Origin of the sequence: Staphylococcus equorum, from assembly GCF_001747895.1 — a bacterium.
GTDB classification, from domain to species: domain Bacteria; phylum Bacillota; class Bacilli; order Staphylococcales; family Staphylococcaceae; genus Staphylococcus; species Staphylococcus equorum_A.
Genome location: NZ_LNNB01000009.1, coordinates 398,169 through 413,601 on the forward strand (window position 1 = coordinate 398,169; position 15,433 = coordinate 413,601).

Below are 15,433 nucleotides of genomic sequence, written 5' to 3' on the forward strand. Positions count from 1 at the left end.
TAATTAACATATATTAAAGTTATATAAAAAGAGTATAAAAATCAAGTAATATCTTAATATATGGTACTAAGGTCTAATACAGAAAGGATGTTAAGCATGAATATAAACAAAGCATACTTCGCCGGAGGTTGCTTTTGGTGTATGGTCAAGCCTTTTGACACGTATGAAGGTATTGAACAAGTAACCTCTGGTTATATGGGAGGTACAGTTGACAATCCATCATATGAACAAGTCAAGACTGGCAACACTGGGCATTATGAAACCGTCGAAATCGAATATGATGTCGCATTGTTTTCATATAATAAGTTATTAGAAATTTTCTTTTCTGTAATAGATCCAACTGATGACGGCGGACAATTTCAAGATAGAGGTTCGCAGTATAAGACAGCTATTTTTTATTCTAATGACAATCAAAAAGAAGTAGCTGAAACGTATATCGAAAAATTAAAACACACGATTGATAGAGACAAGGCAATTGCAACTCAAATCTTGCCCGCTTCTAAGTTTTATAAAGCTGAAGCAGAACACCAAGAATTTTATAAAAAAAATCCAGAACGTTATGCTGAAGAACAAAATGAACGTCAAAATTATAAGCAATAACAAATCAATCATAAAAGCCGGAGCATATCTACTATGCATCCGGCCTTTTGATATTATATGATTGAACTCACTTATTAGTCTCCCTCTAGCACTATAAGCTATTTTTTACTACTACTCTTGTTTTTTCATTTCTAATGGAATCTTATTCTTCTTCTCTACTTCCTTACCTTTGTGTAAATCTATTACTGTTTTCAAACTTTCTTCACCCATCAAATCAGGTTGTTGCGCGACCGTGGCATATAACTTACCTTTGTCTACTGATTTAATTGCATCTTCATTACCATCAAAACCAATAACTTTAATATCTTTGCTGCCTACCGCTTCTATTGCGCCTAATGCCATTTCATCATTTTGTGCAAAGATTGCTTTAATATCTGGATGTGCTTGAATAATATTTTGAGTTACATCCAATCCTTCTGTTCTATTAAATTTCGCACTTTGTTTGGATACCACGTCAAGTGAGTCATCTGCTACGTTATGGAACCCTTTACCACGTTCTCTTGTAGCACTTGCCCCAGGTATACCTTCTAACTCTGCAACTTTAGTACCTTCCCCAAATTTATCAACGATGAGGTTTGCAGCCATTTCCCCACCTTTAACGTTATCTGAAGCAATAAATGAAGCGACTTCCCCTTTAGCAACTTCCCTATCTAAGGTTACTACTGGTATATTCTGATCATTAGCTATTTGTATACTACCAGAAATTGCATCTGAGTCTGTAGGATTCACAATAAGATAATCTACATTTTGTTGTATTAAATCATCAATATCGTTTGCTTGTTTTGCTGCATCATCTTGCGCATCTGCAAACTTCACTTTAACACCTTGTTTTTTTGCCTCATCTTCAATACCATCTTTAATTTTCACAAAGAATGGATTGTTTAACGTTGAGATACTTACACCAATGACAATATCAGATTTTTTCTTATCTGACTTACCGTCATCATTATTTTCCAAAGGAGACTCAAGTGAACATCCTGTTAAAAATAATAAAATCGCAATTGCACTGATTAATATTTTTTTCATCTTGCTAACCTCCCACACTATTTATTCTTTCTATCAATTAATACAGCTATGATAATCACTACACCTTTAACAACCTGTTGATAGAATGATGAAACGCCTAATAAGTTCAAACCATTGTTTAACACACCGATAATAAGTACACCAATTAATGTACCGAGTATGCGTCCCTTACCACCCGTAAGTGATGTACCACCCAGTACAACGGCTGCAATCGCATCTAACTCATATGACATACCTGCTGTTGGTTGTGCAGAGTTTAAGCGTGATGTTAATATTGCGCCTGCCATTGCCGACATTAAGCCAGCTAAACTATAAATCATGATTTTTAATTTATTTACTTTAATACCAGAAATAAATGCTGCCTTCTCATTACCGCCCATAGCATAAGTTTGTCTACCAAATACTGTTTTATGTAGCAAAATATATAAAATGATAAACGTAACAAACATTGTAACTGCCGGAACAGGTATGCCTAAAAAGTAACCACGACCAAATAATTGGAATGCATAGCTCCCATTTAAGTTTGTAATCGGGTTACCATCCGTAATCACTAGTGTTAAGCCCCTAAAGACGGTCATAGTAGCCAATGTTGCGATAAATGGTGCCATCTTACCTAAAGTAATTAACAAACCGTTAATGGCCCCTAGAACTGCACCAAAGATACAACCGAGTAATAACGCAATCATTGAATCTACACCTGATACCATTAAAATTGCTACCATCGCACTTGATAACGCCAATGTAGAACCGACGGACAAATCAATACCGCCCGTTAAAATAACAAATGTCATACCAAATGCAATGAGTCCATTAATCGATACTTGTCTCAGTAAATTAAATAAGTTGGATGGTTCTAAAAATGCGCTGTTTAATGCACTAATGATAATAACTAATAAGATTAACCCAATAAATGGAATTATTTTTTCTAAATATGAAAATGATAGTTTAGACTGTGTCATGTACTTCCCCTCCAGTAGCTAATGTCATAATACGTTCTTCTGTTAATGATGCTTTCTCTAGCACGCCTGCAATATTTCCTTCATGCACAACGGCCACTCTGTCACTCATGCCTATAATTTCAGGTAATTCTGATGAAATCATAATGATAGACATGCCTCGTTCGGTCAATTCATTCATCAATTGATAAATCTCTCTTTTCGCACCTACATCAATACCACGTGTAGGCTCGTCTAAGATTAGGACATGTGGCGCAGTTGCTATCCATTTTGCAATAACAACTTTTTGTTGATTACCACCTGATAAATCAACACATGCATCATTTTTCTTACCTTTAATATTCAAACGTTGAATCATTTGTTCTGCATATTGCTCCATAGAAGCTCGTGTTAAAAAGCCGGATTTCGAAAAACTTTTCAACGCTGGTAACGAGATATTCTCTAATATTGAATCTTGCAAGACCAAGCCTTCTTCTTTTCTATTCTCTGTGATAAATGCTAAGCCTTGTTTGATAGAGTGATTAGGATTATTTATCTGTAGTTGTTTATCATTGAGAGTTACTTGCATATGCCCCTTATCTAAACCAAACACTACACGCATAATTTCAGAACGTCCTGCACCCATCAATCCACTAAAACCTAAAATTTCACCTTTATGTAGATTAAAGTGAATATCATTCAATTTATGTTCAGTAGAACTGAGGTTTTTTACAGAAAGAACAACTTCCTCATCTTGCGTGTAATGTCTGTCTGGGTATTGATTATCTAGGTCTCTACCAATCATTGCCTTAACAATTTTCTCATTTGTTGTATCTGCTGTTGCAGAAGTTAAGATGGAACGTCCGTCTCGCATTACCGTAATACGATCTGAAATACTGAAAATTTCTTCCATTCTATGAGAGATATAGACAAATGACACACCTTCACTTTTCAGTTTTCGAATTTGTTCAAATAAAATATCAATTTCGTTATTTGTTAATGCTGCAGTAGGCTCATCCATAATAATGACTTTTGAATCTTGCATTAAAGCTTTACTAATTTCTAACATCTGTTGCATACCTACAGATAAAGCACCCGCTTCTTTATTTAAGTCGATATTAATATTTAACTTTTTGAAAATAGCATTTGCCTGTTTTTTCATCGCTTTATTATCGACAACACCTAAGAACTTTGTTTCCTCTTTACCAAGAAATAAATTTTCTAACACTGTTAAATTAGGCCATATATTTAACTCTTGTTGTATGAACGACACACCATTAAGTTCCGCGTCTTTGGTATTTTTAAATTGAATCGCTTCACCGTTTTCTTCAACAGACCCACTATCCGACTTATATACACCGGTGAGTATTTTCATCAATGTACTTTTCCCAGCACCATTTTCTCCCATTAACGCATGTATCTCACCATCACCGATTTCAAAATCCACGCCTCTTAATACGTCATTTTGCCCAAACGATTTATATATTTGTTCCATCTTTATCATTTTATTCACCCCTTAAAATAAAACACCGCTTGTTAGTACAACATTAGCAAACGGTTTAGCTTCACCTGTGCGAATGATGGCTTTAACTGTTTTACTTTGTACTTTGAATTGCTCATGTGACGTTGTTTGAATTTCAATATTTTCAGCTGATAATGTCTGATATAATGCCGTGTTTTGCGTTATCATTTCTTCAGCTAATGTCATTTGCTCGATTTCCATATGCGTTTTTATAAGGTTAAATACTTCAATAAAAGAAGGCTTTCCAAATTCCAATGCCAGATCAATCTTTTTCACGCCTTCTGGAACTGGAAGTCCACAATCTGCAATGATAATTTGATCAGTATGCCCTAAATCACTTAACAACTTGGAAATTTCGCTATTTAATATACCTGTCTTATACATTCAATCACTCCTAAAATTTTATGTAACCCGTTACATGTTATGCATTAAAATCTCGTACTTTCCCTCCGCTTCACTGTAATCGCTACTTGATCAACGTGGTCCGCGTCTCCCTCCTCATACAAATTGAGGAGTTTCGATACAGCAAGTTCACCTATACGATATGCCGATTGATCTATTGTTGTAATTTGAGGAAATGTCATTTTTGAAAATGGTATGTCATCATAGCCAACAAGTTGTATATCTTTCGGCACTTTAAATCCATGTTGTTGAATCACACCCAATATTTTAATCGCAATCAAATCATTACTACATATAATGCTATCGATATGATTTTGACGTATTTGTTTAATAAATTGTGTTTCGTCATCTATTTGTTCTTCTTCACAACGACAATATGACACATTATGTTGGTTGAGTAATGTTTCTACGCCATTCACACGTAATTGGAATGCAGCTACATTTAAATCAGAATGCACGATTAATACGTGCTGTGCCTGTCCTTCAATGATTAATTGAGCTTGGAGTTGACCACCTTCAAAATGATTTGTAGAAATCCCTTCATTGCCATCATTAATACGATCAACAAATACAAATGGAATACCATATGAATGAAGTGTATTTTCAATTACATTTTCATTTAGCGCTGTGGAAATCATACCCGTACAATTATGCGCTACAAATGTAGAAAGATAATTTTTTGCTTTATCAATATCATTATCGCTATTACCTATCAATACTTGGTAACCGTGTGCCAAAGCTACATCTTCTACTCCGCGAGCAATAAGTGTGAAAAACGGATTACTAATATCTGGAAGTAATAATCCTATCATTTTAGATTTTCGCTTATATAACGTACGTGCCGCTTCATTCGGTTGATAATTCAGTTGGTTAATCGCACTTTCAATTTGTGCTCTTGTTTGTGCTTTTACGTAACCATTATTATTGATTGCTCTAGAGACAGTTGCTACTGAGCATCCTGCCAATTGAGCTACTTCTTTTATTGTTGCCAATGAAATCACCTCAATTTGTGTAACCGCTTTCATATTACCACAACTTTTTATAATTTAATAGAACAATCGTATGTTTTATTTATTAGATTAATTTTCTGTAGAGCTATTTGCAGTTTTTAAAAATAAAAAACGGTATTCTTTTAACTTTAGAATACCGCTCTAACATATCAATGCCTTTATCAAATCATATGTAATGTCGTTCAATACTATGACTATTTATCTGGATATATTAAATAACTATAATTGCCACTTTGTACTTTTTAATGATTGTCCGTTACTTGATCTATACTTTCTATCCCCTTAATTTCACCATTTTGACCTACATAAACTTTTACCGAGAATTTATTATTAGGATTATCATCATAGATCATTGTATTTTCTTCGTAGTTTATTGTTCTTGTACCATGTACTTGTCTAAATTGTTGGACATTCACGTCTTCCGGTATGATAAAGAAGCGGCTCACTTTATGATTGGTATAGTGAACCCCAATGTCACCGTATTTAACAACTTTCACACCGGCAATATTCATTGTTTTTTCACTTTTACCAAATTCAGCTTCTATTTTATCTTTGTGCATCCCCTTCGATACTTTATGATAACCATGTCTTGTATCACGATTCATGAAATCTGTGCTAAATTGCTGTGCTAATACATCTATTTTCGGCGGATGACCGTTACTTTTTTCTTTATTGTACTCATTACTCTGAGAAACTTGATTTGTCCCTTTATAATTAGAATTAAGGGATTGGTATAAAAACGTGCCTGCAACGATTAATGCAATAACTAATAAGGCTAAGATAATGCCAATTATGATCTTCTTCATTTTAATACGCCCCAATATTTTTAATTTATTTTATATCTTACTACAAATGATGAACTGATTGAATCTATTTTTAATATTAAATAATTATCATACAATTCTATTTTTAGCGATCGTTCCACTCCTAGCAAATAGTAATAATACAATTAAATTTTAAAAAGAAATTATGTAGATAAAATGTCATTTTTTATTTGAATAATCTTACTCCCCACCATTGAAAGCGTTTTCTAATGATGATATATTATGATTATACCTTAACAAAGGGGTAACGAGAAATTCATATATAGTTAGAGTCAAATGATATTTAGAACAGTTCTACCAGTTAGTTTATTTAAAGTAGTTAATAACTTCTCCAGATATTAACTACAGAAACCATTAAACACTTTTAAACTCCTTAAAAAAAGCAACCAACACATAAAACGTGTGTTGGTTGCTTTTATATTTCTTCCTTCTTATTTATGCTTTCTAATTACACGTATCACTTTTAACATACTAAGCCATAATGAATGATGTTTTCTATAAACTAAAAATCTTGGTTCCCAAAGAGGATTGAATTTCTCTTTGTATCTTCTGAGACCTTGAAATCTATATAGACCATTAAAATGTTCAAAAACTCTACCTGCGATCCTCTCTCCATAAAATGAAAACGGCACTTGCCCCACATTAGATAATGTAGCCATACCCATATTAAAATGCTCATAATTATGCGCCTTTGCCCATAACAACATATTCAAATACAAGCCATCCATTAAAGGTAACTTACTATCTGCCTTCCAACGAATTAAATCTACAGAAAGTGTTGCTTTGTAATACGTAGGCATAAAGGTACAAAATGCGATGATAGATTCATCTTTATCTTTAATGATCGCTATAGGTGCTTGCGATACATAGTATTCATTAAAGCTACCTACAGAAAAATGCATTTCATTCCTTTCTGCCAACCAATCGTCACTAATGTTTTTCAAATCCGCAAGTAATTTGGATGAAAACGGTGGGTCTAACACTTCAAAAGTTAGATTAAGATCATCAAACTTATTTAATGTTGCACGTAAGCCACGTTTCTTTTTACCTGATGTAGTAAATGTAGTTAAATCTATAACCGCTTCTTCGCCTAATTTGAAAAATTGATTGCCAAAATCATGGTAAAGTGACATATATTTATCAGTTACTTGATAAAATATCACATCATAACCTAAGTATTGTGCTTCACGGTAAAACGTTTCTAATAATTCATGAAACGATTCTGGATTGCCTACTGGGTCACCTAATACAATATAGGCACTGTATTTATAACGATACATAAGAAAGGCATCTTCTTTTTCATTAATAAAACAATGCTTATCTCCACTATACATTAAATGGCTTAAATAATTACCGCCATTTTGCGCTATGATTGCTTCACATATTTCAATATTGTTACTTCTATTCTTTACTCTATAACGATACTCAAACCACCAGACGATTGCACCGACAATAATAGCAACGAGTAGAATTGTAAACCAGAAATAATACCTTAATATTGAACTGTCCATTTCCAAATGATAAATATCTAATGTATAGAATGTCCCATCTATAACAATATGATTAATATACAAAATGAGTGCACCGACAGCGACACTTAACCATAATTTTGTATATCTGAATGGTCTTTTAATTGTATTTGAGCGTCTATAAAATACCAATAGTAGGACAAACATAACTGCTAGCCAACTCAGTAGTATAAAAGAAGCATAAGTATAAGCTGTAACAATAAATATTAAACTAATCGAAATCATTGAAAATAAAATAGCTCGTTTAGAGAGATGATATACACCAATTATATTTAATAATAAAAGTAAACATGCCGATGTATGTACTGATACGATAATGTAATAAATATAATGATTCGGATCATATAAACCATCATATATAATCGTCATATTATTTAAAAAACATATGAGGCTTGTATACATCAACAATAGTGCAATTGAAAACGATGGCACTCTTACAATTATATCTTTTTGATACGATGCTACGAGTGATGTCATATCTTTCACTGGTAACCTAAGCTTTGAATCTTCCCAATAGCGTTTTGCAGTACTTCTGAATTCAAATGTAGAAAGAATCAACGCGATTAACACTGGGAATAAATAATATGCAAAACGATAGAGCAATAATGCTAAAACAATTTCTTCTTCCGGTACATTTAGACTTTTCAAACCTAATAATACGACTAAATCAAATGTTCCAAACCCACCAGGAATAAAACTAATTAAACCTGATAGTGATGCTATAATAAATATGCCCATAAAAGCAGTAAATGGTATGTGGATGCCTACAATGACTAAAGCCATATATAATACAAATGACGCTATCATCCATTCAATACCAGAAACAACTGTGCAATAAATACCAAGTAATTTATGTGATTGTTTAACTGGTTTTACATAAGTAACTATGATAAATATTGGTAAAAATAGTGCCACAATATACAATAACCATCGAATCCATGGAAAAGGGCTAAATATGTGCGTCACGTCAAATACGTGAATCACTACAAGGATAGACAGTAAACTAAGTCCTGTTAACATTGATATTAAAACAATAGAGATTGTATGTACTAACGCCTTTTTATCATCAGTTGCGTTCTTGTACAATAGAAAACGTACACTTGCACCAATAAAACCTCCAAAGCCTACGACAGCATTAAGTGCATTTACAATATAACCAATACGAATCGTTTTCAATAAAGAGAGTTTCAACTTTAACGTTTTTACTAAGAGGACGTCATAAAGCGATAATACAATAATAGATAACCCACCACTTAAAAATAAAGCAACTAACCATACTCTATTAATTTCTCCAAATGATTTTACTGTTTCTTTAAGATTAATATGTGAGAGTTCTTTATATAATGTGAAAACAACAAAAATAAATAACGTAACTGCAAATACTATTTTTAATATAGAAAATAATTTACTTCTTAATTCCTTAGACATATCTTCACTTCTCTTTTCAGTGTTTCTATTGTGTCATAAAAAATATAGCACAACACTAAAATATAATAAATAAATTTTTAATGACATCTATATAACATAATTGTTAGGTGGCTTTCATTCAAATCATTTATACGATGCACAGTGAAGTCATTATGAAACGCAGAGCATATAAAAACGACAAGTTTCAGCCTTTGTCATTTTATGCGCGCTTTCTGCGGTCACAACCTTTATTGTTATATTAGCAATAGATTTCTATCCACTCCCATGCCCAGGCAAGCATATAATTTCAAAATCAAAAATTTTCTAATAAAAAAGGAGCGGTGATAGGAAATCAAAATCTGATTTCCTATCACCGCTCTATAAGACTGACTCGAAAAAGTAATACAGGAACTTGAAACAACTTCACTTAGGTATCAAGCAGCTACTATGCAATCTAATTGAAGGATGCGTTGATATTAACGAATTTCTTCTTCTGATGAAGTTTGATACTCGCCTGCATCTTGACCATAATATTTATTATATCTACGTTTATACATAGAATATAAGTGTGAAATAAGCACTTTTAAGATAGCGTATGCTGGTATACCTAAAATAACCCCAACTACACCGAGTAAGTTACCCGCACTTAACAAGATAAAAATAATTGTTAGTGGATGTATTTTCAGTGTTTTACCCATTACATTCGGTGAAATAAAGTGCCCTTCAATAAATTGTACAGCAGTCCACACGATAATTAATTTCAACAACATAATTGGTGAAGTAATTAATGCAATAATAATTGCAGGTGAAATTGCAATCGTAGGACCAATGTATGGTACTACACTCGTTACAGCTGCAATAGATGCTAAGATTAAACTATAATCTAATCCAATAATGCTATAACCAATAAATAATAGTATTCCAATACAGAACGAAACAACAATTTGTCCTTGGATATAAGAACCTACTTGAACACTCATTTTGTCTAATAAATCATGAAAATCTTTTCTGAATTTTGGTGGCATCAATTTTGTAGAAAAATCTTTGAAACGATAGCCATCTTTTAACATAAAGAATAATACAAATGGTGTTGTTGCAATTACTACACCAACATTGACTAATGCTTCGGCAAAATTCTTGATTTTAGATCCAAAACCATTAAAATAATCAGAAACCATACCTGGTAATTTTTTTGCTAATGTATCAAGTTGATCTTGAATCTGCGTATAGAAATTAGATATCACAGAAAATTTAGTAAGACTATCAATAAATTGATTCACTTTATCAACATAGTATGGAAAATTATTACCAAAACTTTTGAATTGTGACCCAATCACTGGGATAAGTAGATTAATTGCCAATGATATTACACCAACGATGAGTAGGAATAAAATGATAACGCCCCAAACTCTTGGAATATTATATCGTTCCATTAAATTAACTACCGGGTTAAATAAATAATAGAGAATAATTGATACAATGATAGGTGCTGCAAGCGTATTAAATACGATAATAAATGGTTTGAAAATGTAAGAAACTTGATCAAATATAAAAATTGAAAAACCTACTAATATTAAAATCAACAAACCAAAAAGTAAATCTTTACCGCCTAAAAACTTCATGAAGCGGGTTTCTGGAAAACTCAGTCTCAATTTATCTTTTCCACTCTTTTTTTCTTGCTTTATATTTTCTTCATTCGACATATACTCACCATACCTTAATTTGATTCTAAAATTATAATTTAACATTAAATGATACAAATCGTAGTACAAAACTACGAACATAAAATGCATTGTCGATTTATTTGCTAATATTAATATTAACACATTCGTCATCTTCCAAACATATATTTTACCACATTATATATCGTAAGAATCTTTTTGAGAAATTATACACATAATAAAAGTACAACAATACTTTCATTATTTTTGTACTACTACAGCTTTTAATAAAAAAAGACAAACCAAACGTGAAAATTTGCTTGGTTTGCCTAGAAGTTAGTATATTCCACAATAATACGAGAGCTCTAAATTGTTAATTTAAAGTGGGTTCATTTTCACGAACTGGTTCTTCGGTAATATCTTTATTTTTATTCGTCTTCTTTTTAGGAATCGGAACGATATAATTGCCATAAGGTAATTTACCAATTAAGTATACTAATAATGCAGATAGTGCAACTGCTGCAATAAAGACACTCACAAATTTACTTTGTGGTGCTATATTCTCTACAATTGGTAATCTTTTCACAAATTGTATGGCAACATAGTGAACTAAGTATATCCCCATTGAATAGTTACCAATTACCGTTAACGTATTTAATACAATCTTATTTTTCTTAACATGCTCGTACATGTAATTAAGAAAAACGATAAAGAATGGAATATAAATAATGTTCGATATTGTGATTGAACTATTGAGATTTTCTAAATCAATACTTATGAGTAAATCTATAAATAATATTGCAATAATTATAGTAAGCAGCGTTTTATACTTAAATATCAATTCTTTTATTTCATTATAAAATTTAGCATATACAATGCCTAGCATAAAGAATGAAATCCAATTCAAAATAAACAGTTTATCATTAACAAAGCGTTCGACGCCTCCGCCACCTAATGAAATTGGCTGAATGACGATCCAAACAATGTTGACAATGGTCGCTAAAATGAAAACCGATATGATTGGCCAACCTTTTTTAAATTTATGCACAAATGGAAAAAGAAAATAAAATTGAATGACAGTCAAAATAAAGTATAAATGAAAATTAGCTTTACCATAAACAAAATAGTTAATTAACTTACCGTCGTCCTCAAGGTTATGTAAAAAATATTCTCTATATAACAAATAAAAAATCGTCCAAATTATGTAAGGGATAAAGATTTTACTAAATCTAGATTTCATAAAGTAATTCAAACTAAATCCTCTATTAATAACTGATATCGTCAATAAAAAAGCACTAATAACAGCAAATATAGGCGTGCCTAATCTTGCCATTTGATTGATATATCCTAAAGCGTCAGAAGTAAAATCGCCTGTTGAAGCTGAATAACCAATACTATTGACTGTATGAATTGCTACAACTAACATAGCCGCTACTGCTCTTATAATAGGCACTTCATCATAATACTTCACGCAACTGTAGCCCCCCTACTCATAATTAACCTGAAGACTAAGTCTATAATGTTCAACATAAGCTGTAAACCTTGTTGGCGGTGAAAAGTTGAATCTTAATACATTATTATATGTTATTTAATATTTTCTAAACACTCTTTACATTTCAACATTTTTAAAAAGTAAAATTACTTTTTATTTAAATTAAAATAGCAAAGTTTTTTAATTTAGTTTGTGGTTTTAAAAAACAGCACCTAGTCATTTGAAATGACTAAGTGCTATTAGCAGTGTTAACTGGGTCATATAATAATTTTTATACATAAATTTATATCATTGTCCGATTTTGTGATGAATTAAATTACGTTTGATCTGACGGCTTAGCAGCCATAAAATGATAAACATGTAATGTTAAATAAATGACCTCTGCCTCATATATAGTAACATTCAGTTCTTGTTGCAACATTTTCATTATTTTCAAGGCGATATTAAAACACAAAGGGTACTGCGTTTTTAATAATTCTTCAAACGCACTTGTTTTTTGCAATACTTCCCCTTTATTTAATCTTCTTATTAAAAATTGAATATGTCTAATAAATCGTTGATATTGTACCGTTTCTTTATCTATTGTATGTTTCAAATCATGCTCTAAAATAAAGATGCTTTTATTAATCAACACATTTATCGTTTCCATCTCACGTATGGACACTGTTTCAGTATTAGAAGCGATATGTAATGCGATAAAACCAATCTCATCCTCAGGAAAATTCACTTCTAAAACATCGTTTAATCGTTCAATTACTTTTTCTGCTATTTCATATGCCTCACTATATAATTGCTTTGTTTCCATGACGAATGGATTATTAATTAATTGATTTTGTTTCATACGCTTATAAGCAAAAATAATGTGATCTGTTAACGATACAACCAATTTTTGATTGTCTATTTTCATTACCGAATTGGTAATAATATTTACTGCATCAATCACGGCTTGTATCAAGTTATCATCAGCTAATTCAACCAATGTTTTATAATGATCTTGTTGTGATTTTTGATCTAATATATATACTTTTTCAATGGATTGGTTTTCATGTAATGTCATTCCAATCTTTTTATTAAAACCAATGCCTTTTGCAATTAATACATATTCTTGCATTTCATTAGTACAAATAATTACATTGTTATTTAAAACCTTTGTAATAAGGTAAGAACTCATGTCACTCATCCTTCTTATTATGTCAATAAGCATTATATAGTGAAAATTATAAAATTGAAAGTAGTAAAACGCTTTTCTATTAATTTCATAGTATTATTACATAAAAAAACTATGCATTTCCATTTTATAGAAAATACATAGTTACAATCACTTTATATAATTATTTCTTTTTCATGCCCCAGCTTTCAATGCCAAATAAATTAATTTCTAATTCTTCTGGTTTAAAGACAGGCTTTTTACCTGCTTTACGTTGACGTTGGTAATCATTCATAACTGCAAATGCAATATTAGATAATCCTATAATTGCGACTAAGTTGACGATTGCCATTAAGCCCATAAATACATCGGCTGTGCCCCAAACAGTTTCTGTTTTAATTACTGCACCTACAAATACAAGTACAACAACTAAACATCTAAAAACAAATAATAATGCTTTGTTTTTTGATAAAAATTCAATATTTGACTGTCCATAGTAATAATTTCCTACCACAGATGAAAAAGCAAATAATGATATTGCTACTGTTAAGAAAATACCACCAGCACTACCTAAATGTTCATTAAGTGCAGATTGTGTTACTGCAACACCTTGTGCCGCATTTTCACCAAATTCTAATCCTGTATATAATAAAATCATAATCGCAGTTGCTGTACAAACAAGCATAGTATCAAAGAATACACCTAGCGATTGAATTAAACCTTGTTTTACAGGGTGAGGAACGGCTGCTGTTGCCGCAGCATTAGGTGCAGAACCCATACCAGCTTCGTTGGAGAATAAACCACGTTTAACTCCTTGTAAAATCGCTGCACCAACAGCACCACCAGTCGCCTGTTCAAACCCAAAGGCGCTCTTAACAATTGTAGTAATCATTGGAATAATTTGATCATAATTGATAAACAAAATAACAGCTACAAGACCGATATATATGATTGCCATAAATGGTACGATGACTGATGATATTTTGGCAATACTACGGACACCACCAAAAATAATAACACCTGTTAGTATTGCTAAAATGACACCTGTTACAACAGGGCTTACGTTATATTGTGTTTTTAATGATTCAGCGATCGTATTAGATTGCACAGTGTTAAACACAAATGCAAATGTCACTGTAATTAATATGGCAAATAAAACACCTAGCCATTTTTGATTTAAACCTTTAGTTATGTAATAAGCTGGTCCACCACGGAAACCACCATCTTCATCAGGTACTTTATATACCTGTGCTAAAGTTGCTTCTATAAAAGCACTCGCTGCACCAATCAATGCGATAACCCACATCCAGAACACAGCGCCTGGTCCACCTAAAACAATTGCAGTAGCCACACCTGCGATATTACCTGTACCGACACGAGATCCCGCACTTATTGCAAAAGCTTGGAATGGCGAGATACCTTTCTTACCACTATCTAGTGTTTCGGGTTTTTCGCCAATGGCACGAAACATTTCTGGAATCCATCTTAATTGAACAAATTTAGAACTAATAGTAAAGTATAAACCTGCTGTTATTAGTAGTCCAATTAGGTATTGCGACCAGATTAAATCATTCCCGACTTGAACAAAAGTTTTGAACCAATCTGGAATTAAACTATCAAAATTACTCAATTTAATCCCTCTCATCTATATAATTTAAATTTTATAGCAAAATCAAGAGATTTATAGTTATTTCATGTACATATTAATAATCAAAATGCATATGTGCACATGAAAGTGAGCAAAGGTTTAAAAGTGTTTAGCTAAAGGCTTTGCACTATCATATCTTGCTCCACTATAAATCTCTTGGTTTTATTTTTTATTGCACCTAAAAGGTATTTTATCATTATATAGTTGCATTTACTAACAGTTTTTTCAAT

Annotated in this window: 12 protein-coding genes; 1 reads left to right on the forward strand and 11 read right to left on the reverse strand. The window is 31.9% G+C overall.

Going from position 1 to position 15,433, the window contains the following annotated elements:
- The first annotated feature begins 96 nt into the window (after positions 1 to 96).
- Entirely contained in the window at positions 97 to 600 is a 504-nt protein-coding gene (gene msrA / locus AST02_RS03780) for a peptide-methionine (S)-S-oxide reductase MsrA (protein WP_069815726.1), read from the forward strand.
- Positions 601 to 711: 111 nt separating this feature from the next.
- Here msrA and AST02_RS03785 read toward each other — a convergent pair whose 3' ends face one another.
- The 11 genes from AST02_RS03785 to AST02_RS03835 form a co-directional block, all read right to left on the reverse strand.
- Complete coding sequence (locus tag AST02_RS03785; RefSeq protein WP_069815730.1) at positions 712 to 1,626, reverse strand: D-ribose ABC transporter substrate-binding protein; 915 nt, start codon at positions 1,624 to 1,626, stop codon at positions 712 to 714.
- A gap of 17 nt (positions 1,627 to 1,643) precedes the next feature.
- Positions 1,644 to 2,585, reverse strand: a complete 942-nt coding sequence (locus AST02_RS03790; RefSeq protein WP_069815738.1) for an ABC transporter permease — start codon at positions 2,583 to 2,585, stop codon at positions 1,644 to 1,646.
- Entirely contained in the window at positions 2,572 to 4,065 is a 1,494-nt protein-coding gene (locus AST02_RS03795) for a sugar ABC transporter ATP-binding protein (protein ID WP_069815739.1), read from the reverse strand. The genes AST02_RS03790 and AST02_RS03795 overlap by 14 nt, the downstream gene beginning before the upstream one ends.
- 12 nt (positions 4,066 to 4,077) lie before the next feature.
- Positions 4,078 to 4,467 carry a D-ribose pyranase gene (rbsD, locus tag AST02_RS03800; protein ID WP_069815741.1) on the reverse strand — a complete coding sequence of 130 codons (390 nt, stop codon included), beginning with the start codon at positions 4,465 to 4,467 and terminating at the stop codon, positions 4,078 to 4,080.
- Between the two features lie 44 nt (positions 4,468 to 4,511).
- Positions 4,512 to 5,510, reverse strand: a complete 999-nt coding sequence (locus tag AST02_RS03805; RefSeq protein WP_069815743.1) for a LacI family DNA-binding transcriptional regulator — start codon at positions 5,508 to 5,510, stop codon at positions 4,512 to 4,514.
- Positions 5,511 to 5,737: 227 nt separating this feature from the next.
- A complete protein-coding gene (locus AST02_RS03810; RefSeq protein WP_069815745.1) occupies positions 5,738 to 6,301 on the reverse strand; it encodes a hypothetical protein in 564 nt (187 codons plus the stop codon).
- Positions 6,302 to 6,750: 449 nt separating this feature from the next.
- A complete protein-coding gene (gene mprF, locus AST02_RS03815; protein ID WP_069815747.1) occupies positions 6,751 to 9,276 on the reverse strand; it encodes a bifunctional lysylphosphatidylglycerol flippase/synthetase MprF in 2,526 nt (841 codons plus the stop codon).
- Between the two features lie 455 nt (positions 9,277 to 9,731).
- Positions 9,732 to 10,958, reverse strand: a complete 1,227-nt coding sequence (locus AST02_RS03820; RefSeq protein ID WP_069815749.1) for an AI-2E family transporter — start codon at positions 10,956 to 10,958, stop codon at positions 9,732 to 9,734.
- A gap of 331 nt (positions 10,959 to 11,289) precedes the next feature.
- Entirely contained in the window at positions 11,290 to 12,387 is a 1,098-nt protein-coding gene (locus tag AST02_RS03825; protein WP_069815751.1) for an acyltransferase family protein, read from the reverse strand.
- A gap of 337 nt (positions 12,388 to 12,724) precedes the next feature.
- A complete protein-coding gene (gene glcT / locus AST02_RS03830; RefSeq protein ID WP_069815753.1) occupies positions 12,725 to 13,579 on the reverse strand; it encodes a glucose PTS transporter transcription antiterminator GlcT in 855 nt (284 codons plus the stop codon).
- 160 nt (positions 13,580 to 13,739) lie between these two features.
- Positions 13,740 to 15,185 (reverse strand): alanine/glycine:cation symporter family protein, encoded by a 1,446-nt coding sequence (locus AST02_RS03835; RefSeq protein ID WP_069815755.1) that lies wholly within the window; start codon positions 15,183 to 15,185, stop codon positions 13,740 to 13,742.
- Positions 15,186 to 15,433: the final 248 nt, after the last annotated feature.